Origin of the sequence: Acidovorax sp. (assembly GCF_034519795.1) — a bacterium.
Taxonomy (GTDB): Bacteria; Pseudomonadota; Gammaproteobacteria; order Burkholderiales; family Burkholderiaceae_C; genus Acidovorax.
In genome coordinates this window covers 117545-144493 of the sequence record NZ_JAXHOB010000027.1, presented here as the reverse complement: position 1 = coordinate 144493, position 26949 = coordinate 117545, and the positions used below count along the sequence as shown (strand labels likewise).

The 26949-nt window shown below is 65.4% G+C and carries 24 protein-coding genes and 1 tRNA gene; 15 read left to right on the top strand and 10 right to left on the bottom strand.

The window, feature by feature from the left end; all coding sequences use genetic code 11:
- Positions 1-13 precede the first annotated feature (13 nt).
- Positions 14-565, bottom strand: a complete 552-nt coding sequence (locus U5N23_RS28295) for a hypothetical protein (RefSeq protein ID WP_322596031.1) — start codon at positions 563-565, stop codon at positions 14-16.
- A 141-nt stretch (positions 566-706) separates the two neighbouring features.
- Here U5N23_RS28295 and U5N23_RS28290 point away from each other — a divergent pair, with 141 nt between their 5' ends.
- The gene (locus U5N23_RS28290) at positions 707-1672 is read left to right on the top strand and encodes a tRNA dihydrouridine synthase (RefSeq protein WP_322596030.1); all 966 of its coding nucleotides are present in this window, start codon (positions 707-709) and stop codon (positions 1670-1672) included.
- Position 1673: 1 nt separating this feature from the next.
- Here U5N23_RS28290 and U5N23_RS28285 read toward each other — a convergent pair whose 3' ends face one another.
- From U5N23_RS28285 to U5N23_RS28245, 9 genes are all read right to left on the bottom strand, one after another.
- Positions 1674-3527, bottom strand: a complete 1854-nt coding sequence (locus U5N23_RS28285) for a phospholipase D family protein (RefSeq protein ID WP_416208680.1) — start codon at positions 3525-3527, stop codon at positions 1674-1676.
- A gap of 116 nt (positions 3528-3643) precedes the next feature.
- Entirely contained in the window at positions 3644-4846 is a 1203-nt protein-coding gene (locus U5N23_RS28280) for an ammonium transporter (RefSeq protein ID WP_322596029.1), read from the bottom strand.
- A gap of 154 nt (positions 4847-5000) precedes the next feature.
- On the bottom strand, positions 5001-6128 hold the full coding sequence (gene ribD / locus U5N23_RS28275) for a bifunctional diaminohydroxyphosphoribosylaminopyrimidine deaminase/5-amino-6-(5-phosphoribosylamino)uracil reductase RibD (RefSeq protein ID WP_322596028.1): 1128 nt from the start codon (positions 6126-6128) through the stop codon (positions 5001-5003).
- A gap of 36 nt (positions 6129-6164) precedes the next feature.
- Complete coding sequence (locus U5N23_RS28270) at positions 6165-6617, bottom strand: type IV pilin protein (protein ID WP_322596027.1); 453 nt, start codon at positions 6615-6617, stop codon at positions 6165-6167.
- A gap of 29 nt (positions 6618-6646) precedes the next feature.
- A complete protein-coding gene (locus U5N23_RS28265) occupies positions 6647-10216 on the bottom strand; it encodes a pilus assembly protein (RefSeq protein ID WP_322596026.1) in 3570 nt (1189 codons plus the stop codon).
- 99 nt (positions 10217-10315) lie between these two features.
- Positions 10316-11107, bottom strand: a complete 792-nt coding sequence (locus U5N23_RS28260; protein ID WP_322596025.1) for a pilus assembly PilX family protein — start codon at positions 11105-11107, stop codon at positions 10316-10318.
- Positions 11108-11129: 22 nt separating this feature from the next.
- On the bottom strand, positions 11130-11981 hold the full coding sequence (locus U5N23_RS28255; RefSeq protein WP_322596024.1) for a PilW family protein: 852 nt from the start codon (positions 11979-11981) through the stop codon (positions 11130-11132).
- A gap of 76 nt (positions 11982-12057) precedes the next feature.
- The gene (pilV, locus tag U5N23_RS28250) at positions 12058-12720 is read right to left on the bottom strand and encodes a type IV pilus modification protein PilV (protein WP_322596023.1); all 663 of its coding nucleotides are present in this window, start codon (positions 12718-12720) and stop codon (positions 12058-12060) included.
- 59 nt (positions 12721-12779) lie between these two features.
- On the bottom strand, positions 12780-13628 hold the full coding sequence (locus U5N23_RS28245) for a GspH/FimT family pseudopilin (protein ID WP_322596022.1): 849 nt from the start codon (positions 13626-13628) through the stop codon (positions 12780-12782).
- Positions 13629-13815: 187 nt separating this feature from the next.
- On the opposite strand from U5N23_RS28245, the gene rpsO reads away from it, so the two are divergent.
- The 14 genes from rpsO to nuoH all read left to right on the top strand — a co-directional run bounded on the left by rpsO (position 13816) and on the right by nuoH (position 26937).
- Positions 13816-14082 (top strand): 30S ribosomal protein S15, encoded by a 267-nt coding sequence (gene rpsO / locus U5N23_RS28240; RefSeq protein ID WP_005793232.1) that lies wholly within the window; start codon positions 13816-13818, stop codon positions 14080-14082.
- Between the two features lie 208 nt (positions 14083-14290).
- The gene (gene pnp, locus U5N23_RS28235) at positions 14291-16543 is read left to right on the top strand and encodes a polyribonucleotide nucleotidyltransferase (protein WP_322596021.1); all 2253 of its coding nucleotides are present in this window, start codon (positions 14291-14293) and stop codon (positions 16541-16543) included.
- A 103-nt stretch (positions 16544-16646) separates the two neighbouring features.
- Positions 16647-17633 carry an NAD(P)H-quinone oxidoreductase gene (locus U5N23_RS28230; RefSeq protein ID WP_322596020.1) on the top strand — a complete coding sequence of 329 codons (987 nt, stop codon included), beginning with the start codon at positions 16647-16649 and terminating at the stop codon, positions 17631-17633.
- A 2-nt stretch (positions 17634-17635) separates the two neighbouring features.
- The gene (gene tpiA / locus U5N23_RS28225; RefSeq protein WP_322596019.1) at positions 17636-18397 is read left to right on the top strand and encodes a triose-phosphate isomerase; all 762 of its coding nucleotides are present in this window, start codon (positions 17636-17638) and stop codon (positions 18395-18397) included.
- Positions 18398-18425: 28 nt separating this feature from the next.
- On the top strand, positions 18426-18806 hold the full coding sequence (gene secG, locus U5N23_RS28220) for a preprotein translocase subunit SecG (protein WP_322596018.1): 381 nt from the start codon (positions 18426-18428) through the stop codon (positions 18804-18806).
- 115 nt (positions 18807-18921) lie between these two features.
- Positions 18922-19006, top strand: a tRNA-Leu gene (locus U5N23_RS28215).
- A 74-nt stretch (positions 19007-19080) separates the two neighbouring features.
- Complete coding sequence (locus U5N23_RS28210; RefSeq protein WP_322596017.1) at positions 19081-19440, top strand: NADH-quinone oxidoreductase subunit A; 360 nt, start codon at positions 19081-19083, stop codon at positions 19438-19440.
- A gap of 27 nt (positions 19441-19467) precedes the next feature.
- Entirely contained in the window at positions 19468-19947 is a 480-nt protein-coding gene (locus tag U5N23_RS28205; protein WP_007849129.1) for a NuoB/complex I 20 kDa subunit family protein, read from the top strand.
- 9 nt (positions 19948-19956) lie between these two features.
- A complete protein-coding gene (locus U5N23_RS28200; protein WP_322596016.1) occupies positions 19957-20565 on the top strand; it encodes an NADH-quinone oxidoreductase subunit C in 609 nt (202 codons plus the stop codon).
- Positions 20566-20592: 27 nt separating this feature from the next.
- On the top strand, positions 20593-21846 hold the full coding sequence (locus tag U5N23_RS28195) for an NADH-quinone oxidoreductase subunit D (protein ID WP_322596015.1): 1254 nt from the start codon (positions 20593-20595) through the stop codon (positions 21844-21846).
- Positions 21843-22352 carry an NADH-quinone oxidoreductase subunit NuoE gene (gene nuoE, locus U5N23_RS28190; protein WP_322596014.1) on the top strand — a complete coding sequence of 170 codons (510 nt, stop codon included), beginning with the start codon at positions 21843-21845 and terminating at the stop codon, positions 22350-22352. The genes U5N23_RS28195 and nuoE overlap by 4 nt, the downstream gene beginning before the upstream one ends.
- Positions 22349-23707 carry an NADH-quinone oxidoreductase subunit NuoF gene (gene nuoF / locus U5N23_RS28185; protein ID WP_322596013.1) on the top strand — a complete coding sequence of 453 codons (1359 nt, stop codon included), beginning with the start codon at positions 22349-22351 and terminating at the stop codon, positions 23705-23707. Before nuoE ends, nuoF begins: the two co-directional genes overlap by 4 nt.
- Before the next feature lie 15 nt (positions 23708-23722).
- Positions 23723-25858 (top strand): NADH-quinone oxidoreductase subunit NuoG, encoded by a 2136-nt coding sequence (gene nuoG / locus U5N23_RS28180; RefSeq protein WP_322596012.1) that lies wholly within the window; start codon positions 23723-23725, stop codon positions 25856-25858.
- Positions 25855-26937 carry an NADH-quinone oxidoreductase subunit NuoH gene (nuoH, locus tag U5N23_RS28175; protein ID WP_322596011.1) on the top strand — a complete coding sequence of 361 codons (1083 nt, stop codon included), beginning with the start codon at positions 25855-25857 and terminating at the stop codon, positions 26935-26937. The genes nuoG and nuoH overlap by 4 nt, the downstream gene beginning before the upstream one ends.
- Positions 26938-26949 lie beyond the last annotated feature (12 nt).

Sequence of the window (26949 nt, the reverse complement as noted above, 5' to 3'; positions counted from 1 at the left end):
GAGCGCGGGGAAATTACGCGGGAGACGCCGTGCTGGCGGGTTCCTGGGGCAGCAACTGCTCCATGCGGTCGCGGATGGTCTGTGCGCGCTCGGGCCCTGCCATCTGCGCCACTTCCTCCAGCAGGGCTTCGCCCACATCGAGCATGCTGGCGCGGTCGCGTGCACCGCGCAGCGCCTCGTGGAACTGCCGCGCCAGTGCGGGGTCGCGGCGCGCGAACATGCGCTCGCAGATGTCGAACAGGTACATGCGCGTGCCGGCCAGCGAGCGCAGCGCGTCGCTGGGGTTTGCCGCTGTCGATGCCGTGGGGGGCTCGGAAACCACCAACGGGGCCGTGGCCGCCGCTGGTGTGGGCGCCGGCGCATCTGGCAGGGCGGCGGGGCCGGTGAGGTAGCCCTGGCGCATGAGGTTGTCCACGATCTGCGCGCCGATGCCGTTGTACATGGCCTGCAGGTCCGACAGCGACTTGCCATCGGCCAGCAGCAGCAAGGACCGTTCGCGCAGGCTCAGCGTACGGACGCCGGGCGACAGTTCCAGGCGGGCTTTTTCGGTTTTTTGGAGCAGCATGGTGGGGGCGCAGGCAGGCATGGGACGGGGTGCCTGCGATTGCAGCACCCTGGCATGACGCTGTGATGACCTGCCTGCCGCACAATGGCGGGTTGCCCGCTCCCCTGCGGGGCGGTTTTCCTCTGTGATTTTTTCTGTGCGATGACCCTGCTGCTGGCCCCGATGGAGGGGCTTCTCGATTTTGTGCTGCGTGACGTGCTCACCCGCGTGGGCGGCGTGGACCGCTGTGTGTCCGAGTTCATCCGCATCACGGGTACGCTGCTGCCGGACAAGGTGTTCCTGCGCTACCTGCCCGAACTGCGCAATGGCAGCCGCACGCTGGCCGGGGTGCCGGTGCGCGCCCAGTTGCTGGGCTCCGACCCGGTGAGCATGGCCGAGAATGCGGCGCGCCTGGCGGCGCTGGGCCCCGAGGGCATCGACCTGAACTTCGGCTGCCCGGCCAAGGTGGTGAACCGCCATGGCGGCGGTGCCGCCCTGCTGCAGGAGCCCGAGCGCATCGCCGTGGTGGTGGCCGCGGTGCGCCGCGCCGTGCCGGCGCACTTGCCGGTCTCAGCCAAGATGCGCCTGGGCTTCAACGACGCGGGCTTGATGCGCGAGTGCGCGCAGGCCATGGAGGCCGGTGGTGCCTGTGAGCTGGTGGTGCATGCCCGCACCAAGGCCGATGGCTACCGGCCCCCGGCGTATTGGGAGCAGATACCGGCCATCCGTGCTGCGGTGGGTCTGCCCGTGGTGGCCAATGGCGAGATCTGGACGGTGGACGATGCCCTGCGCTGCCGCGCGGTGTCGGGCTGCGATGCCTTGATGCTGGGGCGGGGCATGGTGGCCGACCCGGGGCTGGCACGGGCCATCCGCGCCACCGATGCAGGCGCACCGGGGACCGACACCGTGGAATGGGGCGACCTGCTGCCGCACATTGCCGCATTCTGGCAACTGGTGTGCAACGACCTGGAGCCGCGCCAGCGCGCGGGCCGCCTCAAGCAGTGGCTGAACCTGATGCGCCGGCGCTTCCCCGAAGGCGAGGTGGCGTACCAGCATGTGCGGACGATGACGGACCAGCGTGCCATCACGGCATGGGTGGACGCGTTGCAGGACCGCGTTGCCGCCTGAGTCAGAGCAGGTGGTCCGGGGCGAGCGGGCCGAGCAGTTGCAGCAGCAACCGCAACGGGGCGCTGGCATCGGGTTCCGTGGTGCTGTTTTGCAGGCCGCTGCCCTGTGGCGCATGCCACAGCAACTGGCCGCCCGGCTGCTGCAGTTCCACACGCCAGGCCAGTTCGCCCAGGGCTGGTTCCAACTGCGTGGTGATGCGCCGGGACAGTTCGGTGCTGCGGATCAGCAGTGCGATCTCGGTGTTCTGTTTTTGCGAGCGCATATCCAGGTTCATCGAGCCGATGGCGACCAGGCGGCCATCCATCACCAGCAGCTTGGAGTGCAGCATGGCGCGCGAGCTGCCCACCGAGCCGGTGGGCGAACCGCTGCGGCCCGAGGAGCCGCCCGGGCTGCCGAAGGCACTGCCCAGGCCGGTGAGCTCGCTGCGCATTTCGTACAGTTCCACCCCCATCGCCAGCAGCTCCGGCCGGTGCCGGGCATAGCCGGCGTGGGCGATGGGTGCATCGTTGGATGCCAGCGAGTTGGTGAGCACCCGCACCCGCACGCCGCGTTGCCGCGCCTGGGCAAAGGCCTGTTTCATGTCCGGCCCGGGCACGAAGTAGGGCGAGACGATGAGCAATTCGCGCCGGGCCTGGCCCATCAGGTGCAGCAGGCCGTCCACCACGGTGTCGCCTTCGCCGGCATCGTTGGGGTCCATGGAGGGGAGTGCCGCCGAGCCGCTGGCGGTTGCCGGGGCACTGGCCCCCGCGGAGGGCGCGATGCGCGCGGCTTGCCGGGTATTGGATCCGGTGGCAGGTGCCGAGGTCGGCGACGCTGTGCTGGCTGGGCCTTCGGCCGGGATCTTGGCGGGCTGGTCGACCAGCACCACAGCGGGCGCCCAGACGAAGGCGGCGCTGCCCAGGTCCATGGGATGGTAGTCCCAGATGCGGTTGTGCGAGGCTCCCGGGTGGGCGGGGTCATCCTGACCCTGGACTGGCACCTTGGCAGGCGGCTGCGATGCCTGGGGGTTGCTGTCCAGCGCCACCTGGCGCTCCCGCTCGGCAGCATCGGCCGCTTCGTACTGTTTGCGCATGGCGTCCAGCTCTTCGCGCGTGACCAGCGACTGCACGGGGTAGGCGCGTTGGTTGTTCCAGTAGTGGTCGAAGCTGCGCGAGAGGTCCTGCACGATGGGGCCGGCGGCCAGCACGTCCAGGTCCACGAAGTTGCCGGCATCGGCCGTGCCGAAGTAGGCGTCGCCCAGGTTGCGCCCGCCGGTGACGCCCATGGCGTTGTCTGCAATGAACAGCTTGTTGTGCATGCGCTGCTGGGCGCGCGAGAAATCCGTGGCGGCACCGAACAGGCGACCCAGCGTGGAGCCGCGCGCGCCGGTGAGCGGGTTGAACATGCGCATCTCGATGTTGGGCACGAAGGCCAGGCGCATGACCTGCGCATCGCGTCCCGCGCTGTGGAAGTCGTCGAGCAGAACCCTGACCCTCACCCCGCGCCTGGCGGCCGACACCACGCTTCGGAGCAGGCGCTCCGTGCTGGCGTCGGCGTGGATGGCGTAGTACTGCAGGTCCAGCGTCTTCGTTGCTGCGTCCACCAGTGCCAGGCGGCTGCTGTAGGCCGCCTGGGGGCCACCCAGCAGCAGAAAGCCCGAAGGGTAGCGCCCTGCCGCCTGGCGGTTGGCCTCTACCAATTGCCCCAGCGGCGTGCCGGCAGGGGAGGCGAGGGCGGTGGATTCGGGGCGGTCCACATCCTGGGGCAGCCCTGCGCAACCGGTGGCCACTGCCACGGTGAGCGTGGCGACCAGGGCCATCCAGCCATGGCGGGCGGTGGCTGCAAGGTCTTTGAGGGCGGCGATGGGGGTGGGCATGGAGGAGCGGGCCTTCTGGATACTACCGAAGGTATAGCCTGAGGCCCGGGTGCCCGCTGTCGGACGGCGCGCCGAAACGTAACGCCATGTGAACGGCGCTATCGCGCGGCAGCGCTTTACCAGCTCACTTCGCGGTCCGGCGTGGCGCTGATCTTGTGGATGGAGAGGTCGGCGCCGTCGAACTCCTCTTCCTGCGACAGCCGAAGGCCCACGGTGGCCTTGAGGGCGCCGTACACCACCAGCCCACCCAGGAGGGCCCAGAGCACGCCCAGGGTGGTGCCGATCAACTGGGCGCTGAAGGCCACCCCGCCCAGGCCGCCCAGGGCCTTGCTGCCGAAGATGCCGGCGGCCAGGCCGCCCCAGGTGCCGCACAGGCCGTGCAGGGGCCAGACGCCGAGCACATCATCGATCTTCCACCGGTTCTGCGTCAGCGTGAACAGCACGACGAAGATGGTGCCCGCCACCGCGCCCGTGACCAGGGCGCCCAGCGGGTGCATCAGGTCGGAGCCCGCGCACACGGCCACCAGGCCGGCCAGAGGGCCGTTGTGCACGAAGCCGGGGTCGTTCTTGCCCAGCACCAGGGCGGCCAGCGTGCCACCCACCATCGCCATCAGCGAGTTGACCGCGACCAGCCCCGAGAGCTTGTCCACGGTCTGCGCGCTCATCACGTTGAAGCCGAACCAGCCCACCACCAGGATCCAGGCCCCGAGGGCCAGGAAGGGGATGTTCGAAGGCGGATGGGCCGAGATGGCGCCATCCTTGCGGTAGCGGTTGGCGCGCGAGCCGAGCAGCACCACGGCAGGCAGGGCGATCCACCCGCCCACGGCATGCACCACGACCGAGCCGGCGAAGTCATGGAACTCTTCGCCGGTGAGCGACTTGATCCAGGCCTGCACGCCGAATTGCTGGTTCCAGGCGATGCCTTCGAAGAACGGGTAGACGAAGCCGACGATGATGGCGGTGGCGATCAGCTGAGGCCAGAATTTGGCGCGCTCGGCGATGCCGCCCGAGACGATGGCCGGAATGGCCGCCGCGAAGGTCAGGAGGAAGAAGAACTTGACCAGCGAATAGCCGCTCTGCTGGACCAGGGTCTCGGCCCCCACGAAGAAGTGGGTGCCATAGGCCACGCTGTAGCCCACCGCAAAGTACACCACCGTGGACACGGAGAAGTCCACGAGGATCTTGACCAGGGCATTCACCTGGTTCTTCTTGCGGACCGTGCCCAACTCCAGAAAGGCAAAGCCGGCATGCATGGCCAGCACCATGATTGCCCCGAGCAGAATGAACAAGGCATCCGTGCCCTGTTTGAGTGCTTCCATACCATCTCCACGCGTTTGTTTGGTCTGTTTTGGTGCGTTTCACTGCATCATGCAATGAGTGCACCAATTTCAAGCAAAAAATGCGCCAGCATGTGGCATGGTTCACCGCGGTGGTGCTGTGCTGTTTTGGTGCGTTTGTGTGCTGGTAGCGGGGTCAGAAGCGGTCACGCCCCTGTACCCGGGCGACGACGCGCAGATCGGGCCCGATCCGGTCCACGGAGACATACTCGAGCGCGGTCCCGTCCGCGAGCGCTTGCAGGGCCGCTGTCTGGGCCATGCCCAGGCCCGGCCCGAGCAGCCGGGGCGCCAGGTACAGCAGCAACTCGTCTACCACCCCTTCGCGCAGGAAGGAGCCATTGAGCTTGTGGCCCGCCTCCACGTGCAATTCGTTGATGGCGCGCCGGCCCAGGTCCTGGAGCATGGCGCCCAGGTCCACCTTGCCCTGGGGGTTGGGCAGATGGACCACGGTGGCGCCGCGGCCCTCCAGTGCCGCCGTCTTTTCCGGGTCGCCGCTGGCGGTATAGACCAGACAGGTGCGGTTCGGGATGGAGAACAGGCGTGCCTGCAGCGGGGTCTGCAACTGGCTGTCGACGATCACCAGGTGGGGCTGGCGCTGCGTGGCGACCTCGCGCACGTCCAGGCGCGGGTCGTCATCGAGCACCGTGCCGATGCCCGTGAGCACGGCGCAGGCGCGGGCGCGCCAGGCATGGCCATCGGCGCGGGCTGCGGGCGAGGTGATCCACTGGCTCTGCCCGTTGGACAGGGCGGTGGTGCCATCGAGGGAGGCGGCGGTCTTCAGGCGCACCCAGGGCGTGCCGCGCAGCATGCGGCTGAAGAAGCCGATATTGAGCTCGCGCGACTCCTCGGCCCCGGGCCCTACGACCACCTCGACGCCCGCTGCACGCAGGCGCGCAAAGCCCTGGCCCGAAACCAGGGGGTTGGGGTCGGCCAGAGAAGCCACCACCTTGCCGATCCCGGCACCGATCAGCGCATCGCAGCAGGGCCCCGTGCGGCCCTGGTGGGAGCAGGGCTCCAGCGTGACGAAGGCGGTCGCGCCATGCACCTCGTTGCCCCGGGCGGCCGCGTCGCGCAGTGCCATGACCTCGGCATGCGGGCCGCCGGCCTGCTGGGTGAAGCCCTGGCCGAGGAAGCGGCCATCTGGCGTAGTGATCACGCAGCCCACGCGGGGATTGGGGTTGGAAAGACAAAGCGCCTGAGTGGCTAGCTCAAGCGCTTGGGTGGTGTGTTGTTGTTCCGAAGAGGTCGCCATGGTGGCGTGCATGCTAGCGCATGCGGGGTCTGTCGGATGGGGGCGGGGTCACTTGTTCCAGCAGTCGGCCTGGGTGAGGGTGGCTGGGGTGTAGGTTCCCGCCGCCATGCCTCGCGTGCCGGTATTGGTCAACGTTAGATTGCCGCACTTGTCGGTCGCCTGCGCTGTCCCCGCCTTGCGTGTAGCCGTCAACGTGAAGGTGCTTGCCGTGCCGACAACCGCAATATCGTAGCGTTTGGTGGCATCTCCGGACCAGCTCAAGTTCGTTGGAAGCGTGTATCCCGCAACAGAAGTTGGGTACACGCCCGTCGCAGTGGCTGCCCGCTCAAAGTACTGTGCGGCCTGCAGCAAGCCAGCCCGGGCATCGGCACGGTGCCCGCGCCGGATGTACTCGCTGTAGCTGGGCAGGGCGATCGCCGTGAGAATCCCGACGATGGCCACCACCGTCATGAGCTCGATGAGTGTGAAGCCCCGTTGTCGCATGGATGTGTTGTGGTTCATTGTGTGCATCGTACAGTCCTCGGGCCCGATTAACGGATCTGGCGCCAGCTCGGACGCATGGATTCCTCCGGTGCAGCTGCATCGATTCTGGTGTTGCCTTTGGCATCGATGTCCAGGTTCAGCGACTTGTTCTTCTTGATGATGCTGTGCGGGCCCTTGGTCACCTGGATCCGGGAGACACCCTGGTCGGCCGCATCGTACTTCTTGTCGCCGTTCACATCCACGATCTGGAACGTGGGGCGCTTGCCGTCCATGATGTTCACGAAGGTACGGTACTGGCGCTCTCCATCCACCGAGGTCGATTCGCAGCTTTCGACATTGGGGTCCACGTTGGAGCCCTTGGCCGGCACTTGCGACCACACCGTCAGCAGGTTGGTGGCGTCGTAGAACTCCAGGGGCTTGAGCAGGCGCTCGCCCACGGCTGGCAGGTCCAGGTACCACCCGTTGTAGTTGCCCCAGGTTTCCAGCTTCAGTTCGTCCACGACATCGACCGTGGCGTTGTCACCGCTCACATCGGTGAATTTCTGCTGACCCAGCTTGGCCGTCGCGACGCCGGTGCCCAGGGCTGCGGGGGCGGGTACGCAATCGGCACCATTGGGGCAACTGCCGCCGCCGGGATGGACCTCCAGGCGCCTGCTTGCCCCGGTGCCCACGAAGCGGTAACGGGTGTTGTCCAGCACCGAGTACAGCGACTGCACATCCACACTCGCTGGGTCGTTGACATCCACATTGCGGCCTGTACCGAAGGCGACCATCATGCCGCCCACGCGCGAGGTTGTCGCCGTGGGCCCACTGCCGCTCTGCTTGTTGCGGTCGTTGGCGCGCACGGTGGGGGCCGTGGAAATCGGCTGGATCTTGGTGCGCGACGCGTTGCCCAGTGCGGCCGGCCCCTGGGCTGTGAAGAGCGGGCTGCCGTTGAAGGCGACCTTCCAGTCGCCAGGGGTGGCGCTGGTCAGGTCAAACTTCCACATGTTGCCCAGGTTGTCCCCGGCGTAGACCACATCGATGCGGGCATCGCCATCCAGGTCCACCACGCGTGGGGCACCCAGGCCGTTGTCGTTGGCATTGCCCGTGCCAGCCGCCTGGTTGGTGGTGGGGATGCGCAGCAGCTCACGCTGACCGTCCAAGTACTGGATCAGCAGCACCGGGCGCTGGTTGGTGCTGTTGTAGCCATTGCCCAGCACCACGGCCCAGCGGTTGTTGTTCATGCGCGTGATCTGCGTGGTGCGCATGGCGTCGTTGGCGTCGCGCACCGGCCGGGACGTGATGTGGCCGATGTCCTTGTCTTCTTCCACGATCTTTTCGCAGGTGGTCTTTTCAAGGCCGGTCATGGCGCCGCAAATGGGGGCGATTTCGCTGGAGCCGCGCGTGCGGTCGAGCTTGACCAGTGTCTGCGCATTGCCTTCGGTAAAACCAGGCACTCCGGATGGCGAAGCAGTGGCCGAGGGATTGGTCACGTCCAGCACAAAGTACCCCTTGCCGCCCTGGCCCAGGGTGCTCACCAGGTAGGTACGCCAGTCGGGCACAAAGGCCGCATAGGCGGGGTCGCTGGGGTCCTGTATGCCTCCATTGGCGTCTATGTCCCCGGTCATGGGGGACCCGTCGACGAAATAGCGGTGCTTGTTGTTGTACTGCGGGTCGGTCAGCAGGGTCAGGTTGGGAATCACGCCCCGGGGCACATAGGCCAGTTTTTCCTGGCCATCGGCCGCTGAAAACCCATGCAGCATGCCATCATTGCCGCCCACATAGATCATGGGTGCGCGTGATTTCTCGCTGCGCACGAAGCTCGCATAGCCCTTGAGCAACGAGTCCCCGGCAGGCGGGCCCAGGTACCATACATCGGAGTTGATGATGTCACCCTGGCGGCTCTTGCGTTCGCGGTAAGGCTTGGTTGTGGTGTAGCCGGTGTCGTCGGAGCCCTCCTTGTCGCGCTCGCCGCGGATGTATTCAAGCCGCTCCTGGCCCTTGGTGGCCCCCTCATCGGTACCACCGACATTCTTTTGCAGCCAGAGTTTCTGTGCCGTGCTGAGGTTGGCCTCGTCCGACGCCCACTTGAAAGGCACGCCGCCGCGGTATTTGCTGGCGTCCCACTTGTCGCTCCAGCTGAGCACCAGGCGCGTGCCGACGGTGGCCAGGGCATCGAGCTTGTCGGCAGTGTTCTTGCCGCCCCAGCCGGGGTCGCTGACGCTGGTGCCGTCGGGTTTTACGCGCTCGGCGGTCACGAAACCCTTCCAGCCGTTGGTGGGCTCATAGGCTGCCGTGTACTTGCCCACTTCGCTGCGCGAGATGTTGGAGCCGCTGGTGGCGCTGGCGCTCAGGTCGGGGTCGGTGGCGGTATTGATCTGGCCGAAGATTTCGCGGAAGGCCTTTTCCAGGTCTTCGCCCTTGGTCACGGCGTAGAAGCGGCCCCGGCCGTTCAGGGCGGCATGCCACAGGTCCAGCGAGCGCTTGTTCTCGTTGTCCATGGTGGGCCAGGTTTTGGTCCCCGTCACGAAATCGCGGAAGCTGCCGTCGTATCCAAAGGGGGTCTTTTCCGTGGGTGCGGCAATGTCGGAGGCCCCCGGCCAGGTGGTGGACACGGTGCTGAAGCCAATGGTGTAGGTCACCATGTGCGTCCAGGTGGCCGGGTTGTAGCGCGGGTTCCAGTAGCGCTCCAGGATCGCGTCCTTGTTGGCGCTGTCCTTGCCGAAGTTCTCGGTGGCGGGGGCCTTGCGGTAGTCTGCCGCCGGCTGCATGGTGCCGGTCAGGCCCGACGTCTGCATGGGCGTGGCCCAGCTGTAGAAGGCCCAGTCGGCCAGCGTGTTGTTGACCGTATCCCGGTAGAGCGCAGTCTTGGCGCGTTCCGTGGCGTTGCTGCCGCCATACACATTGCCATCGGGCAGCGACATATTGTTCGCGTTGTCGCGCTTCGAAGTGTCTGGAATGGCGTGGGCCGTGCCATTCCAGCGGCCGTCCGTCATCATGATGTGGTAAGAGCGGCGGCAGGCCAGGTAAGGCGCTCCTGTGGTGCCGGGGTCGGACGCCCAGGCACTGCTGGTGCCCAAGCCCCTGCGCATGTATTCGTCGGCCTGCTTGAACATCGTGTGCGAGGGCGTGCCGTTTCTCGCCTCCAGGTCGCTGATGAAGCTGATGAAGTTGTTGCGGTGGGTGGTGTTCAGCCGGCGCATGGAGTTGGTCTTCATGGTCGAACTGTTGACGTTGAGCGCGTCGGGCGAGTCACCGTTGTTCCACATGGATTGCCATGCAAGCCGGATCTTCTTGTCGGGCAGCAGCGTGGTGTCGCGGAAAATGCCGCCTGTTCCGCCACTGCCGACCATCGTGTACTTGAGCACGTTGATGCGCTTGGCCGTCGCCGGCCAGGTACCGTCGGGATTGGGGGTCGTCTGGTTGTTGCTCGTGCTGTTTTCGCTGTCCAGGCGAAACTCCATACTCCCGGAATCGTCAATCGAAATGATGACGTTGGGGGAGACGTAAGGCTCTACCGTGCCTGGCGGTGACTGCGCCAGGTCCAGGGCCCAGGCGCCATGCGGCGCCATCGCGGCGCTGGCCGCCAGGGCGATGAGGTGCTTGCGAAAACGGGGGGCAGCGGTGCGGTGCATGGCGCGCTCCTTAGGGAAGTTGGGTGGTGAAGACTTGTGCAGGGACCGGTCAGCCGAAGGTCCAAGCCGTTCTGCGGTATGGGGGGTGGTGGGTCCGTGTCAGTTCTTGCGGGGCTGCCGGGCGTAGGTCTGCTGGAGCACGGCCATCGTGTTGGGCTTGCGCCCGTAGGCCACGGCGGTGATGCGGTAGACCACGTTGGGTGAAAGGTTCAGCGCCAGTACGTCGGCCCTGCTGGGATCTATGATGACATCAGGGCCGCCCTCTCTGTCGTCGTACTTCAGCAATTCAATCCAGTACCAGCCACCCTGGTTGTTGGGTGTGGTGGCATCCCACTGCAAGATGGGGTTGGCCTGGGCTGTTGCGCTGCCCTGGGCCGCACCCGTGTACTGGCCATAGCGAGCGCCAACCGTGGGCTGGGTCATGTCTTCGAGCTTGACCTCTCCAGGTTTCAAATCGGGGGGTGGAGGATTCGTGGCACTCGTGTAGTTCCAGAAATCCTGCCGCCCCGTGCGCTTGGTGCACAGGCCCGAACGGCACTTGGTGGGTTGGCTGTCGAGGGTCGTCAGCAGGGGGGTCACCTCTGAGGGATCCGCCGGAATCTTGTCGGCGGCGCCAACCAAGTCGCGGCACGTGGCCGCAGTGCAGGGGTTGCCGTCCGGAAACTCGCGCCGGATATCGAGTTCAGCGTCCTGCAGCAGGGCCTGGGCGGCCTCGAAGGCGCGCTGGTAGTCGGCGTCGTTGCCCACCACCATTTCGTTGAACAGCGAGGTGCGCGATGCCCACAGTGCCAGCAGCATGGACAGCATGACGAACACGATGACGACAAACAGCGCCACGCCCCGCTGCTGCGGGCGCAGTGGCCGGTGGTTGGAAAGGGGGAGCCTTGGCATGGGGGTTTTTTCTCGTCAAGCGTTACATGGCGGCGGTCAGCCCCTGGCTGCGCATCTGGAAGACGTTTCGGAACACGGCGTGCATGCGGCGCGCGCGGGCGCCGGTCAGGGTGCTCATGTCCACGGCGGTGCCGTTGCAATCGGTGTAGTTGCTACCGGCGGGCAGGTCGATGGCCTCGACGCCATAGAGCACCAGGCACACCTCCACTGCCTGCACCCGACCCCAGTTGCTGCCTACCCCGGCCGCGTCAACGGGCGTTATCTTGGGGATGCCGAGTGTGCTCACGGTATCCTGCAGCATGTAGCGCACCTGGAAGTTGGCTACGTTTTGCGCAATGGACTGTGCTGCCGCGCCGTTGCCGCTGCACTGCAGATCGCTGCCGGTGAGTTGAAAGACGCTCTCCAGGCGCTGGTCTGGGTTGGCGCTGTCAGGGCCTCCGACGCAATTGCGCGCCAACGTCTGTTCGACCACGCTGCTGAACACGGGCTCCGTAAAGCGGCGGTAGCCCAGCGTGAGGGTGGGCGGTGCATCGGTGCCGGTGATGGTGTCGGTGGATGGATTGAATCCTTTGGCGCTGCCCGAGGCGGCGGCGGTGGCCTCGAAGCCTACTGGTGCGATGTAGAGGTCCTCCGCAACGAAGGAGTTGGGGTTCATGTTCAGGCGTATGGAGCCTGCCTGGCGCAGTTGCAGGCCAATGACACGCATGGCGTAGGCTGCCTGCTGCTGGATGCCGCTGGTGTCGGACACCGTGCCCGAGACGCCGCGCGAGACCATGAGCGCGCCCATCGCCACGGCAATGGTCAGCAGGCCGATGGTGATGCCCACCATCAATTCGATCAGCGTGAACCCGCGCTGGGAGTGGGAAGGCGTCAACAGGGCCTTGTGCCGGTGGTGGCCAGGACTGCGATGTGCCAGGCCTGTGGGAATGGGGCGATTTCTTGTCGACATGTCAAACCCCTGGGCAGTAATACGAGGGGGCGTTGCCGCCGGGGGCGTAGGGCGCGCACCGTGCAGCGACGGGGATGTACTGGAGGTGGCAGGTGAACGTGGCGGGGCAGGCAAAGCCAGCACCATCGCTCAAGGTGCCGTCAGCGGCCCGAACTTGGGTGGCGTCAATGTTGTCCTTGTAGATTTTCTTTTCGGCGGCATCGCCAATGTCGCGCTCATTCTCACGCCAGGCGATCATCACCCCCAGCTGGCGCCTTTGCCCGGCGGGCACGCCGGCTTCGGCCGGCGGCACAAAGATGCTGGCCTGGCCCAGAGGGAGATTGTCCCGGATGGCCTTTTTCCAGACGGCCAAGTCATACGTGGCCAATTGCGTGTGGTCGCAGCCCGTCGCACAACTGCCTACCGTCGGAGCGTCGGCGAACGCGGTGACATAGGTGCCGATGTCTGCCATGGCATTCGGGTTGATCTTCATGCGCTCGCCCAGGTCTTCGATCAGGCGAATGGCCTGCGCCCGGCGCAGGGTGGTCGAGGTGTCGGTGAGGGTGCGCATCTGGATGCCCAGGATACCCAGGATGCCCAGCGACATGACGACAATGGCGACCAGTGATTCGACAAGGCTGACGCCGCGCTGCGAACCATGGTGGTGAATGTGGGCGGGACGCATGGAGGGTTCTCTCTGGCCGGTGAGGGGGGTTCTTGGGGATTCAGGTGGCAGGATTGCTGTCAGCATGTCTCGCTCCCTTTTTTGCGGACAATGCGGCCCCCCATGCCAACACAAAGGCGTGCCGCGCTGGCGTCAGTCATGTCTTTGCCTTTGGGCATGACTTCAAAAAACATGTTGGCCGGGGCTCCCCCGCCATGTGACGCCATTCCCCAGCGGTCAACAACGATTTTTCCCGTGCTGCCTGCCAGATTGACGGTCATCCGGGTCATCTCAGGTGCGGTCTGGATGTCACATTCGTTCGGGATGGCTGCCGCGTTGCAGGGCAGGGTCTGATCGCCACTACCATTGGCGTCAAAGAACACCCGCCAGCCGCAACTCCAATCCGTCAGACCAGTGGTGGCGCAGGTGGATCCGAGGTAGTTGTCAGGGTTCTTGATGATGATGACGTTGCCGCTGCGCTTGATGGCTTCGGAGCGTGCCAGATACATGGTCGATGTCATGCCTTCCGCCGCATCACGCACCCGCCAGCGTTCGATCAGCGGCTGGAAGCTGGGTGCTGCCAGCGCAGTCAATATCGCCACGATGGCCACGACGACCATCAGCTCAATGGCCGTGAAGCCGGCGCTGGGGTGCGCGGCTCCGCCGGGTGTGTGGACTCCTGACCAACGGTGAAGGCTCGGTGCTTGCATGATTTTCATATTAGGTGACCGGATGTGACGTGACCATGGTGTGCTGACCAGTGGCATGGAAGCCGGGATGAGCGGGCAAACAGCGGTTTCTTCAGGGGGCAGCCCGGCACTAATGCCCGCAGGCGACAGGCGCGCCACCTGCCAGTTCGCGCTTCCTGTTGCATTTGAGGGTGCTTTGTCGCTTGCTTTTGCCCGGCCCATGAGGTGAAAGTCGGCCATGGACGCATTCTGGTCGCCCCCGTAGGCTTCGGCAAGCCCAAAAAGACCCATTTGCCAGGGTGCAGGTTATAATCCGATGGTTTTGCATGGTGCAAGACGCACGCCACCGGCCTTTCCAGCGGGTGGCGCAAGTAAAAACCGGGGTCTTCGGCGTTCTGCTGCAGCCCCCATCCAAGGAAAAAACCAAATGATCGCATCCTCCATCAAGGCCGAAGTCGTCAAGGCCAACGCCCGTGCTGCCAACGATACCGGTAGCCCAGAAGTGCAAGTGGCCCTGCTGACGGCCCGCATCAACGAACTGACCCCCCACTTCAAGACGCATGCCAAGGACCACCACGGTCGCCGCGGCCTGCTGCGCATGGTGAGTCGTCGTCGCAAGCTGCTGGACTACCTCAAGGCCAAGGACGCTGACCGCTACACCGCCCTGATCGCCAAGTTGGGTCTGCGCAAGTAATCCCGATTGCATGCCAAAACGCCTGGGTTAGTCCGCTAGCTCAGGCGTTTTTTACTTCGGAGCCGCAAAACAGAGCGAAGCTGTGTCATTCCAACGGGCCTGCCGCCACCGTGCGCAGGGGCAGGTCCGCTGGAATGGCATCGTGTTCTGAATTGCCCTCCACGCCAGGCTGGCACTGTGCTGCCAGCTACAACAAAAGGAGCTGAACATGAGCATTTTCAACAAAGTCACCAAGACCTTCCAATGGGGCGACAAGACCGTCATCATGGAAACGGGCGAAATCGCCCGCCAGGCCTCCGGCGCCGTTCTGGTGAACATCGATGACACCGTGGTGCTGGCCACCGTGGTGGCTTCCAAGTCGGCCAAGCCCGGCCAGGACTTCTTCCCCCTGACGGTGGACTACATCGAGAAGACCTACGCCGCGGGCAAGATCCCCGGCAGCTTCTTCAAGCGCGAAGCCAAGCCCAGCGAACACGAAACGCTGACCAGCCGCCTGATCGACCGCCCGATCCGCCCGCTGTTCCCCGAAGGCTTCTTCAACGAAGTGCACGTGGTGATCCACACCGTGTCGCTCAACCCTGAAGTCGACGCTGACATCGCCGCCCTGATCGCCACCAGCGCCGCCCTGGCCATCTCCGGCATCCCGTTCACCGGCCCCATCGGCGCCGCGCGCGTGGGCTACATCAACGGCGAATACGTGCTGAACCCCGGCCAGACCGCGCGCAAGAGCTCGCAGATGGACCTCGTGGTCGCGGGCACCGAAGCTGCCGTGCTGATGGTGGAATCCGAAGCCCAGCAGCTGTCCGAAGAAATCATGCTCGGCGCCGTGGTGTTCGGTCACCAGCAGGGCAATGTGGCCATCAACGCCATCCACGACCTGGTGCGTGACGCCGGCAAGCCCGCGTGGACCTGGCAGGCTCCTGCCAAGGACGAAGCCCTGATCGCCAAGGTCGGTGCCCTGGCCGACGACAAGCTCGCCGCCGCCTACCAGATCCGCAACAAGCAAAGCCGCACGCAAGCCTGCCGCGAAGCCTACGCCGCCGTGATGGCTGGCCTCAAGGCCGAAGGCGTGGAGTTCGACGCCGTCAAGGTCGAAGGCATGCTGTTCGACATCGAAGCGCGCCTGGTGCGCAGCCAGATCCTGGCCGGCGAGCCGCGCATCGATGGCCGCGACACGCGCACCGTGCGCCCCATCGAAATCCGCAACAGCGTGCTGCCCCGTGCCCACGGTTCGGCCCTGTTCACGCGCGGTGAAACCCAGGCCCTGGTCGTGACCACGCTGGGCACCGAGCGCGATGCCCAGCGCATCGACGCCCTGGCTGGCGAGTACGAAGACCGCTTCATGATGCACTACAACATGCCTCCCTTCGCCACCGGCGAAGTGGGCCGCATGGGCTCGACCAAGCGCCGCGAAATCGGCCACGGCCGCCTGGCCAAGCGGGCCCTGGTGGCCGTGCTGCCGACCAAGGAAGAGTTCCCCTACACCATGCGCGTGGTGTCGGAAATCACCGAATCCAACGGCTCCTCCTCCATGGCGTCGGTCTGCGGCGGCTGCCTGTCGATGATGGACGCCGGCGTGCCCATGAAGGCACATGTGGCCGGTATCGCCATGGGCCTGATCAAGGACGCCAACCGCTTTGCCGTGCTGACCGACATCCTGGGCGACGAAGATCACCTGGGCGACATGGACTTCAAGGTGGCGGGTACCACCGCCGGCATCACCGCGCTGCAGATGGACATCAAGATCCAGGGCATCACCAAGGAAATCATGCAGGTCGCCCTGGCGCAGGCCAAGGAGGCGCGCATCCACATCCTGGGCAAGATGCAGGAAGCCATGGGCGAAGCCAAGACCGAAGTGTCCAACTTCGCGCCCAAGCTGTACACGATGAAGATCAACCCCGAGAAGATCCGTGACGTGATCGGCAAGGGCGGTTCCGTGATCCGTGCGCTGACCGAAGAGACCGGCTGCCAGATCAACATCGAGGAAGACGGCACCATCACCATCGCCGCCACCGACAATGCCAAGGCCGACGAAGCCAAGCGCCGCATCGAGCAGATCACGGCCGAAGTCGAAATCGGCAAGGTCTACGAAGGCCCTGTGACCAAGATCCTGGACTTCGGTGCCCTGATCAACCTGCTGCCCGGCAAGGACGGCCTGCTGCACATCAGCCAGATCGCGCACGAGCGCGTCGAGCGCGTCGGCGACTACCTGACCGAAGGCCAGATCGTCAAGGTCAAGGTCATGGAAACCGACGAAAAGGGCCGCGTCAAGCTGTCCATGAAGGCCCTGGCCGACCGCCCAGCGGGTGGTGGTTTCAGCGACCGCCCAGCTCCCCAGGAGCGTGGCGACCGCGAACCCCGCCGCGACCATGGCCGCGATCGCCAGCCAGCCGATCAGCAACAGCAGCAGCAACAACAGTCGCTGCCGTCGGACGGCGCATCGGGCCAGGTGAACGGCTGATCTGCCGCCTTGTCTGTCGCCGTCGGGTGGGTCGCTTGCAGCGGCCTCCCGCAGGCGGCGGGCGAGACCAGTGATATCCATGCGATCAACCACGGACCATCCTATGCAAGCGGTGGAGATTTCCTCGTTCGGCGCGCCCGAGGTGTTGCGCCTCGGTGAGCGCCCCGTGCCCGTGCCGGCTGCGGGCGAGCTGCTGATCCGCGTGGGCGCCAGCGGCATCAACCGCCCCGACGTGCTGCAGCGCATGGGCCATTACGCGCCCCCGCCTGGCACCTCCGACCTCCCTGGTCTGGAGGTGGCCGGCGTGGTGGAGGCGGGTGATGCCGATGCGCTGGCCCGGTCGGGCCTGTCCATTGGCGATCGTGTCTGCGCGCTCGTGGCTGGTGGCGGCTATGCGCAATGGTGCGTGGCGCCGGCCGAGCAGTGCCTGCCGGTACCTGCCGGGTTCAGCGATATCGAGGCCGCCTCGCTGCCCGAGACCTTCTTCACGGTGTGGAGCAACGTCTTCGACCGTGGTCGCCTGCAGGCGGGTGAAACCCTGCTGGTGCAGGGCGGCACCAGCGGTATCGGCGTCACCGCCATTCAGCTGGCGCGCGCCTTCGGTGCCACGGTGATCGCCACGGCGGGCAGCGACGACAAGTGCCAGGCCTGCCTGGACCTGGGCGCGCACCATGCCATCAACTACAAGTCGCAGGACTTCGTGGTGGAGGCCAGGCGCATCACCGACGGCAAGGGTGTCGACGTGGTGCTGGACATGGTCGCGGGCAGCTATGTGGCGCGCGAAGTCGAATGCCTGGCAGAGGATGGCCGCCTGGTCATCATCGCCGTGCAGGGCGGGGTCAAGAGCGAGATCAATGCCGGCCTGGTGCTGCGCCGCAGGCTCAGCATCACCGGCTCCACCTTGCGCCCGCGCCCGGTGGCGTTCAAGGGTGCCATCGCCCGCGCATTGCGCGAGCGGGTGTGGCCCTTGCTGGCCGCCGGCACCGTGCGTCCGGTCATCCACAGTACGTTTGCCGCGGCCGACGCGGCCAAGGCGCATGCGCTGATGGAATCCAACCAGCACATTGGCAAGATTGTTTTGACGTGGTGAACATGAAAAAGAAGCTCATCGCAGGCAACTGGAAGATGAACGGCGGCCTGGCCGCCAACGAAGCGCTGCTCAAGGCATTGCGGGATGGCATGGCCTCGGCCGCGCCGCAGTGCGATGTGGCCGTGGCGGTGCCGGCGCCTTACCTGGCCCAGGTGCAGACCCTGGTTGCGGGCTCGGGCATCGCCCTGGCTGCGCAGGATGTGTCGGCGCACGAGCAGGGGGCCTACACCGGCGAGGTGTCGGCCGCCATGCTCAAGGAGTTCGGTGCGCGCTATGCACTGGTGGGTCATTCCGAGCGCCGCCAGTACCACGGCGAAACCGATGCCATCGTGGCCATCAAGGCGCAGCGCGCGCTGGCGCTGGGCATCACGCCCATCGTCTGCGTGGGCGAGACCCTGGCAGAGCGCGATGCCGGCGAGACCGAGGCTGTCGTCAAGCGCCAGCTGGCTGCGGTGATCCATCTCAATGGCCACTGCATCAGCGAAATCGTGGTGGCCTACGAGCCGGTCTGGGCCATCGGCACGGGCCGCACGGCATCGCCCGCGCAAGCCCAGGCGGTGCATGCCGTGCTGCGTGCGCAGTTGGCCCTGGCCAGCGAGCATGCTGACCGCATCCACCTGCTGTATGGCGGCAGCATGAATGCCACGAATGCGGCCGAGCTGCTGGCGCAGCCGGACATCGATGGCGGCCTGGTGGGCGGTGCCTCGCTCAAGGCGGGCGATTTCTTGCAGATCATTGGTGCGGCCCCTGCGGGCCGCGCTTGAAGCTATTCAAATCAGGAGTAAACAGAGAATGAATGTGATCGTGAACGTGGTTCTGGCGGTGCAGATGATCACCGCCCTGGTAATGATCGGGTTGATCCTGATCCAGCACGGCAAGGGTGCCGACATGGGTGCCGCTTTCGGCAGTGGCAGCTCGGGCAGCCTGTTCGGCGCCAGCGGCAGCGCCAACTTCCTGTCGCGCACCACGGCGGTGTTGGCGGCGGTGTTTTTCGCCGCCACGTTGGCTCTGGCATACTTCGGCAACGCGCGCCCCGCCAGTTCCGGCAGCGTGCTCGAAGCGCCTGCAGCGACTTCGCCCGCGCCCGCTTCTGCGGCATCGGGTGCGGCCCCTGCGGCGATTCCTGTGCCTGTGGTGCCGGCTTCCGGTGCAGCGCAGATCCCGACCAAATAATCTGCACTAATTTGGGCCCTGAACTGCAGAGCAGGGTTTTTACGGAGTAGAATCCGGGATTGTCTGGAAAGCCAAAACCGCAAGGTTCCTCATGCCATCCAGGCACATACATCCAGCCGTCGTGGTGAAATTGGTAGACACGCTATCTTGAGGGGGTAGTGGCGAAAGCTGTGCGAGTTCGAGTCTCGCCGACGGCACCAAAACAAAGGCCTCCCCGACATGACCCAGCAAGGGCCATGTCGGGCCAGGCTACAGCGGTGAGCACATCCTCAAGATGAACCTCGATCAGTACCTCCCCGTCCTTTTGTTCATCTTGGTCGGCATCGCCGTCGGCGTTGTCCCTCTTCTCATTGGATATGTCCTCGGTCCCAACCGCCCGGACGACGCCAAGAATTCCCCCTACGAGTGTGGCTTCGAAGCCTTCGAGGATGCGCGCATGAAGTTCGACGTGCGCTACTACCTCGTCGCCATTCTCTTCATCCTGTTCGACCTCGAAATCGCGTTTCTCTTCCCGTGGGCGGTCACGCTCCACGAGGTGGGTGCTGCCGGTTTCGTGGCTGTGGTGATCTTCCTGACGATCCTCGTCGTGGGCTTTGTCTACGAGTGGAAAAAGGGCGCCCTCGACTGGGAATGACAGCGGGCTTCAACAAGGACTGATGCAATGATTGAAGGCGTGATGAAGGAAGGCTTCATCACCACGAGCTATGACTCCGTGGTGAATTGGGCCAAGACCGGCTCGCTGTGGCCCATGACCTTTGGTCTGGCCTGCTGCGCTGTCGAGATGATGCACGCGGCGGCCGCGCGTTACGACATCGGCCGCTTCGGTGCCGAGGTGTTCCGTGCCAGCCCCCGCCAGTCCGATCTGATGATCGTGGCCGGCACGCTGTGCAACAAGATGGCACCAGCGCTGCGCAAGGTGTACGACCAGATGTCGGAGCCCCGCTGGGTGCTGTCGATGGGCTCGTGCGCCAACGGCGGTGGCTACTACCACTACAGCTATTCCGTGGTGCGCGGTTGCGACCGCATCGTGCCCGTGGACGTCTACGTGCCAGGCTGCCCGCCCACGGCCGAAGCGCTGATCTACGGCATCATCCAGCTGCAGCAGAAGATCCGCCGCACCAACACCATTGCGCGCGTCTGAGGGTTGACGATGACATCTGTTGCCATTCGCCCTGAAAAAATCAAGGACACCGTTGCCGCCGTGCTGGGCGACAAGGTCCGCAAGATCCACGTGTCCCTCGAAGAGGTCACCGTCGAGGTTTCCGCCCCCGACTACCTGGCTGCCATGCAGCAGCTGCGCGATGCGCCCGGCTGCCAGTTCGAGCAGCTGATCGACCTGTGCGGCGTCGACTACTCGGCCTACGCCGACGAGGTCAACGAAGGCGCGCGCTACTGCGTGGTGTCGCACCTGCTGTCCGTCAGCCTGAACCAGCGCCTGCGCGTCAAGGTGTTCTGCGCCGATGACGACTTCCCGGTCGTGGCCTCCGTTGCCGATCTGTGGAACTCGGCCAACTGGTACGAGCGCGAAGCGTTCGACCTGTTCGGCATCGTCTTCGACGGCCACAACGACCTGCGCCGCATCCTGACCGACTACGGCTTCATCGGCCACCCCTTCCGCAAGGACTTCCCGCTGTCCGGCCACGTCGAGATGCGCTACGACGCAGAGCAACGCCGTGTGGTCTACGAGCCCGTGTCGATCGAGCCGCGCGAGATCACGCCGCGCATCATCCGCGAAGACAAGTACGGAGGCCTGCACTAAGGCGCCTTGCGCCCCACGTGACCCACCATGGCTGAAATCAAGAACTATTCCCTGAACTTCGGACCGCAGCACCCTGCAGCGCACGGCGTGCTGCGCCTGGTGCTCGAGCTCGACGGCGAAGTCGTCCAGCGCGCCGACCCCCACATCGGCCTCCTGCACCGCGCCACCGAAAAGCTGGCCGAGCACAAGACCTACATCCAGTCGCTGCCCTACATGGATCGCCTGGACTACGTGTCCATGATGTGCAACGAGCACGCCTACTGCCTGGCCATCGAGAAGCTGCTGGGTCTGGAAGTGCCCGAGCGCGCGCAGTACATCCGCGTGATGTTCTCCGAGATCACGCGCCTGCTCAACCACCTGATGTGGCTGGGTTCGCACGGCAACGACTGCGGCAGCTCCACCATCCTGATCTACACCTTCCGCGAGCGCGAAGACCTGTTCGACATGTACGAGGCCGTCTCCGGCGCGCGCATGCACGCGGCGTACTTCCGTCCGGGCGGCGTCTACCGCGACCTGCCGGACTCCATGCCGCAGTACAAGGTCAGCAAGATCAAGAACGCCAAGGCCCTGGAGGCCATGAACCAGAACCGCCAGGGTTCGCTGCTCGACTTCATCGACGACTTCACCAAGCGCTTCCCCGGCTGCGTGGACGAGTACGAGACCCTGCTCACCGACAACCGCATCTGGAAGCAGCGCACCGTGGGCATCGGCGTGGTGCCACCCGAGCGCGCGCTGAACCTGGGCATGACCGGCCCCATGATCCGCGGCTCCGGCATCGCCTGGGACCTGCGCAAGACGCAGCCCTACGACGTCTACGACCGCATGGACTTCGACATTCCGGTGGGCAAGACGGGCGACTGCTATGACCGCTACCTCGTGCGTGTGCAGGAGATGCGCGAATCCAACCGCATCATCAAGCAGTGCGTGGACTGGCTGCGCGCCAACCCCGGTCCTGTCATTACCGACAACCACAAGGTGGCTGCGCCCGATCGTGAATCCATGAAGTCGAACATGGAGGAGCTGATCCACCATTTCAAGCTCTTCACCGAAGGTTTCCACGTGCCCGAGGGCGAGGCCTATGCCGCCGTGGAGCACCCCAAGGGCGAGTTCGGCATCTACCTGGTCAGCGATGGCGCCAACAAGCCCTACCGCCTGAAGATCCGTGCGCCCGGCTTTGCGCACCTGGCCACGCTCGATGAAATGGCCCGCGGCCACATGATCGCCGACGCCGTGGCCATCATCGGCACCATGGATATCGTGTTCGGGGAGATCGACCGATGAACAGCAGCAATACCAAGATCACCGAAGCCACGCTGGCGCGCTTTGCGCGCGAAGTGGCCAAGTACCCGCCCGAGCAGAAACAGTCGGCCGTGATGGCCTGCCTGTCCATCGTGCAGCAGGAGCAGGGCTGGGTCAGCGCCGAGAGCGAGGCCGTGATCGCCGACTACCTGGGCATGGCCCAGATCGCGGTGCACGAAGTCACCACGTTCTACAACATGTACAACCAGCAGCCGACGGGCAAGTACAAGCTCAACGTCTGCACCAACCTGCCGTGCCAGTTGCGCGACGGCCAGAAGGCGCTGCACCACCTCGAGAAGAAGCTCGGCGTGACCATGGGCGAGACCACGCCGGACGGCCTGTTCACGCTGCAGCAGTGCGAATGCCTGGGCGCCTGCGCCGATGCGCCCGTGATGCTGGTCAACGACCGCACCATGTGCAGCTTCATGGACAACGACAAGCTCGACCAGCTCGTGGACGGCCTCAAGGCTGCAGAGGGGCAAGCATGACCACCGCCGCACAGATCCTCTCGCAGTTCCAGGCCACGGGCGTCCAGACCTGCTTCCACGACCGCCATATCAACCCGCAGATCTATGCGGGCCTGGACGGCACCAACTGGGGCATCAAGGACTACGAGGCGCGCGGCGGCTACCAGGCCCTGCGCAAGATCCTGGCCCAGGGCGAAGGCGCAGGCCTGACCCAGGACCAGGTGATCGCCACCGTCAAGGAATCGGGCCTGCGTGGCCGCGGCGGTGCGGGCTTCCCCACCGGCCTCAAGTGGAGCTTCATGCCCCGCTCGTTCCCCGGCCAGAAGTACCTGGTGTGCAACTCCGACGAAGGCGAGCCGGGCACCTGCAAGGACCGCGACATCCTGCAGTTCAACCCGCACATCGTCATCGAAGGCATGATCATCGCGGCCTACGCGATGGGCATCTCGGTGGGCTACAACTACATCCACGGCGAAATCTTCCAGACCTACGACCGCTTCGAAGAAGCGCTCGAAGAGGCGCGCGCCGCCGGCTACCTGGGCGACAAGATCCTGGGCAGCAACTTCAGCTTCCAGCTGCATGCGGCGCACGGTTTCGGCGCCTACATCTGCGGCGAAGAGACCGCGCTGCTCGAATCGCTCGAAGGCAAGAAGGGCCAGCCGCGCTTCAAGCCGCCGTTCCCGGCCAGCTTCGGCCTGTACGGCAAGCCCACCACCATCAACAACACCGAGACCTTCGCGGCCGTGCCGTGGATCATCCGCAATGGTGGCCAGGCCTACCTCGAATGCGGCAAGCCCAACAACGGCGGCACCAAGATCTTCTCGGTCTCGGGCGATGTGGAAAAGCCCGGCAACTACGAAGTGCCCATGGGCACGCCGTTCGCCAGGCTGCTCGAACTTGCCGGTGGCGTGCGCAAGGGCCGCCAGCTCAAGGCCGTGATCCCCGGTGGCTCGTCCTCCCCGGTGCTGCCGGCTTCCATCATCATGGAATGCACGCTGGACTACGACTCCATCGCCAAGGCCGGCTCGATGCTGGGCTCGGGCGCCGTCATCGTGATGGACGACTCCCGCAGCATGGTCGAGAGCCTGCTGCGCCTGTCCTATTTCTACTCGCACGAGTCCTGCGGCCAGTGCACGCCGTGCCGCGAAGGCACGGGCTGGATGTGGCGCGTGATCGACCGGATCCAGCATGGCCAGGGGCGCGAAGGCGACCTGAATCTGCTCAGTTCGGTGGCAGACAACATCCAGGGGCGCACCATCTGCGCCCTGGGTGACGCAGCGGCCATGCCGGTGCGCGCCATGATCAAGCACTTCCGTCCGGAATTCGAAGCGCTGATCCGCCAAGAGAAGACCCCGCAGGCTTCCGCCTCCGCCTGATCGCGAGAAACGCATATGGTTGAAATCGAACTCGACGGGCAGAAGGTAGAAGTCGCCGAAGGCTGCATGGTGATGCATGCAGCCGAAAAGGCCGGCACCTACATTCCCCATTTCTGTTACCACAAGAAGCTGTCCATTGCCGCCAACTGCCGCATGTGCCTGGTGGACGTGGAAAAGGCACCCAAGCCCATGCCCGCCTGCGCCACGCCGGTGACGCAGGGCATGATCGTGCGCACCAAGAGCGACAAGGCCATCAAGGCCCAGCAGTCGGTCATGGAATTCCTGCTGATCAACCACCCGCTGGATTGCCCCATCTGCGACCAGGGCGGCGAGTGCCAGTTGCAGGACCTGGCCGTGGGCTATGGCGGCTCCTCCTCGCGCTACGAGGAAGAAAAGCGCGTGGTCTTCCACAAGGACGTGGGCCCGCTGATCTCCATGGAGGAGATGAGCCGCTGCATCCACTGCACCCGCTGCGTGCGCTTCGGCCAGGAAGTGGCCGGCGTGATGGAGCTGGGCATGATCCACCGCGGGGAGCACTCCGAGATCACCACCGTGGTGGGCGATACCGTGGACTCCGAGCTGTCGGGCAACATGATCGACATCTGCCCCGTGGGCGCGCTCACGAGCAAGCCGTTCCGCTACAGCGCCCGCACCTGGGAACTGTCGCGCCGCCGCTCCGTCAGCCCGCACGACTCCACCGGTGCCAACCTCATCGTGCAGGTCAAGAACCACAAGGTCATGCGCGTGGTGCCGTTCGAGAACGAGGCCGTCAACGAATGCTGGATCGCCGACCGCGACCGCTTCTCGTACGAATCGCTCAACAGCGACGAACGCTTGACAGAGCCCATGCTCAAGCAGGGCGGTGTCTGGAAGACCGTCGACTGGCAGACCGCGCTCGAGTACGTGGCCAATGGCCTCAAGAACATCAAGGCCGACCACGGTGCCAACAGCATCGGCGCCCTGGTCAGCCCGCACAGCACGCTCGAAGAGCTGTACCTGGCCTCCGCACTGGTGCGCGGCCTGGGCAGCGACAGCATCGACTACCGCCTGCGCAACGCCGAATTCGCGGCGCCCGAAGGCATCCGCTGGCTCGGCACGTCCATCGCCTCCCTGTCCACGCTGCAACGCGTGCTGGTGGTGGGCTCCAACCTGCGCAAGGACCATCCGCTGTTCGCCCTGCGCGTGCGCCATGCCGTGCGCCACGGCGCCCAGCTGAGCGTGGTCGATTCCTCCGTCGGCGACTGGGCCATGCCCATCAAGCACCAACTGCTGCAGAACGCCAGCCAGTGGGTGCAAGCCCTTGGATCCATCGCCTCGGCCATTGCCCAGGAAAAGAATGTCGCTGCCCCCCAGGGTGCAGCCGAAGCCTCCGAGGCCAGCCTGGCCATCGCCCGCTCGCTGCTGGGTGGTGAACGCAAGGCCGTGCTGCTGGGCAACGCTGCTGCGCACCACGGCCAGGCCACAGCGCTGCTGGCCCTGGCCAACTGGATCGGCGAGCAGACCGGTGCCACCGTCGGCTACCTCACCGAAGCCGCCAACACCGTGGGTGCCCAGTTCGCTGGCGCCCACCCCGTGGGCAGCGGCCTGAACGCCGGCCAGATGCTGGCGGGTGGCCTCAAGGCCGTGCTGCTGCTGAACACCGAGCCGGCCTTCGACGCCGCCAACGGTGCGCAAGCCGCTGCGGCCATCGGCCAGGCGCAGATGGTCGTGACCCTGAGCCCCTTCAAGGCCAACATGGACATCAGCGACGTGCTGCTGCCCATCGCACCGTTCACCGAAACCTCGGGCAGCTTCGTCAACGCCGAAGGGCGCCTGCAGAGCTTCCACGCGGTGGTGCGCCCGCTGGGCGACACGCGCCCCGCCTGGAAGGTGCTGCGCGTGCTGGCCAACGTGCTCGGAGTGCCAGGCTTCGACTTCGAGACCTCGCAGGACGTGCTGGCCCGTGCCACCAACGCCCCCGCGGGCAAGCTGGCCATGCTGCCGGCCGAGCAGCTGTCCAATGCCGTGGCCCACGTGCCGCAAGCTGTGGCACCCGTGGGTGAGCCCGCGGTGGCCTCCATCTACCAACTCGATGGCCTGGTGCGCCGCGCCACCTCGCTGCAATTGACGGCCGATGCCCGCATGGCGGCCGGTGAAGGAGTGGCGGCATGATCGACGCGCTGTACAACGGCGGGCTGAACCTCCTGCCCTTCGCCTGGTGGACCGGCGCGGCCTGGCCCGTGCTCTGGATCCTGCTCAAGATCGTCGTGATCGTCGCGCCCCTGATGGGCGCGGTGGCCTACCTCACGCTGTGGGAGCGCAAGCTGCTCGGCTTCATGCAGGTGCGCCATGGCCCCAACCGGGTCGGCCCCATGGGCCTGCTGCAGCCGCTGGCCGACGGCCTCAAGCTGATGACCAAGGAAATCATCCAGCCTGCGGCGGCCAGCAAGGGCCTGTTCGTGCTGGGCCCGCTGATGGCCATCATGCCCGCGCTTGCCGCCTGGGTGGCGATCCCCTTCGGTCCCGACGTGGCCCTGGCCAATGTCAATGCCGGCCTGCTGCTGGTGATGGCGATTACCTCCATCGAAGTCTATGGCGTGATCATCGCCGGCTGGGCATCGAACTCCAAGTACGCCTTCCTGGGCGCGCTGCGCGCCTCGGCACAGATGGTGAGCTATGAAATCGCCATGGGCTTTTGCTTCCTGGTGGTGATCATGGTCTCGGGCAGCATGAACCTGACCGAGATCGTGATGTCCCAGTCCCGCGGCATGGCCGCGAACATGGGCCTGACCTTCCTGTCCTGGAACTGGCTGCCGCTGCTGCCAATCTTCCTGGTGTACCTGATCTCCGGCGTGGCCGAAACCAACCGCCACCCCTTCGACGTGGTCGAGGGCGAAGCCGAAATCGTGGCCGGCCACATGGTCGAGTACTCGGGCATGGGCTTTGCCGTGTTCTTCCTGGCCGAATACGCCAGCATGTGGCTGGTGTCCATCCTGGCGGCGCTGATGTTCCTGGGCGGCTGGCTGTCGCCCATCGACAGCGTGCTGTTCAACTGGGTGCCCGGCTGGATCTGGCTCGGTATCAAGACCTTCGTCGTGGTGTCCATGTTCATCTGGATCCGCGCCACCTTCCCGCGCTTTCGCTATGACCAGATCATGCGTTTGGGCTGGAAAATCTTCATCCCGGTCACCCTGGTGTGGCTGCTCATCGTCGGCGGGTGGTTGCTCTCGCCGTGGAACATCTGGAAATAAGCGGGGACACAC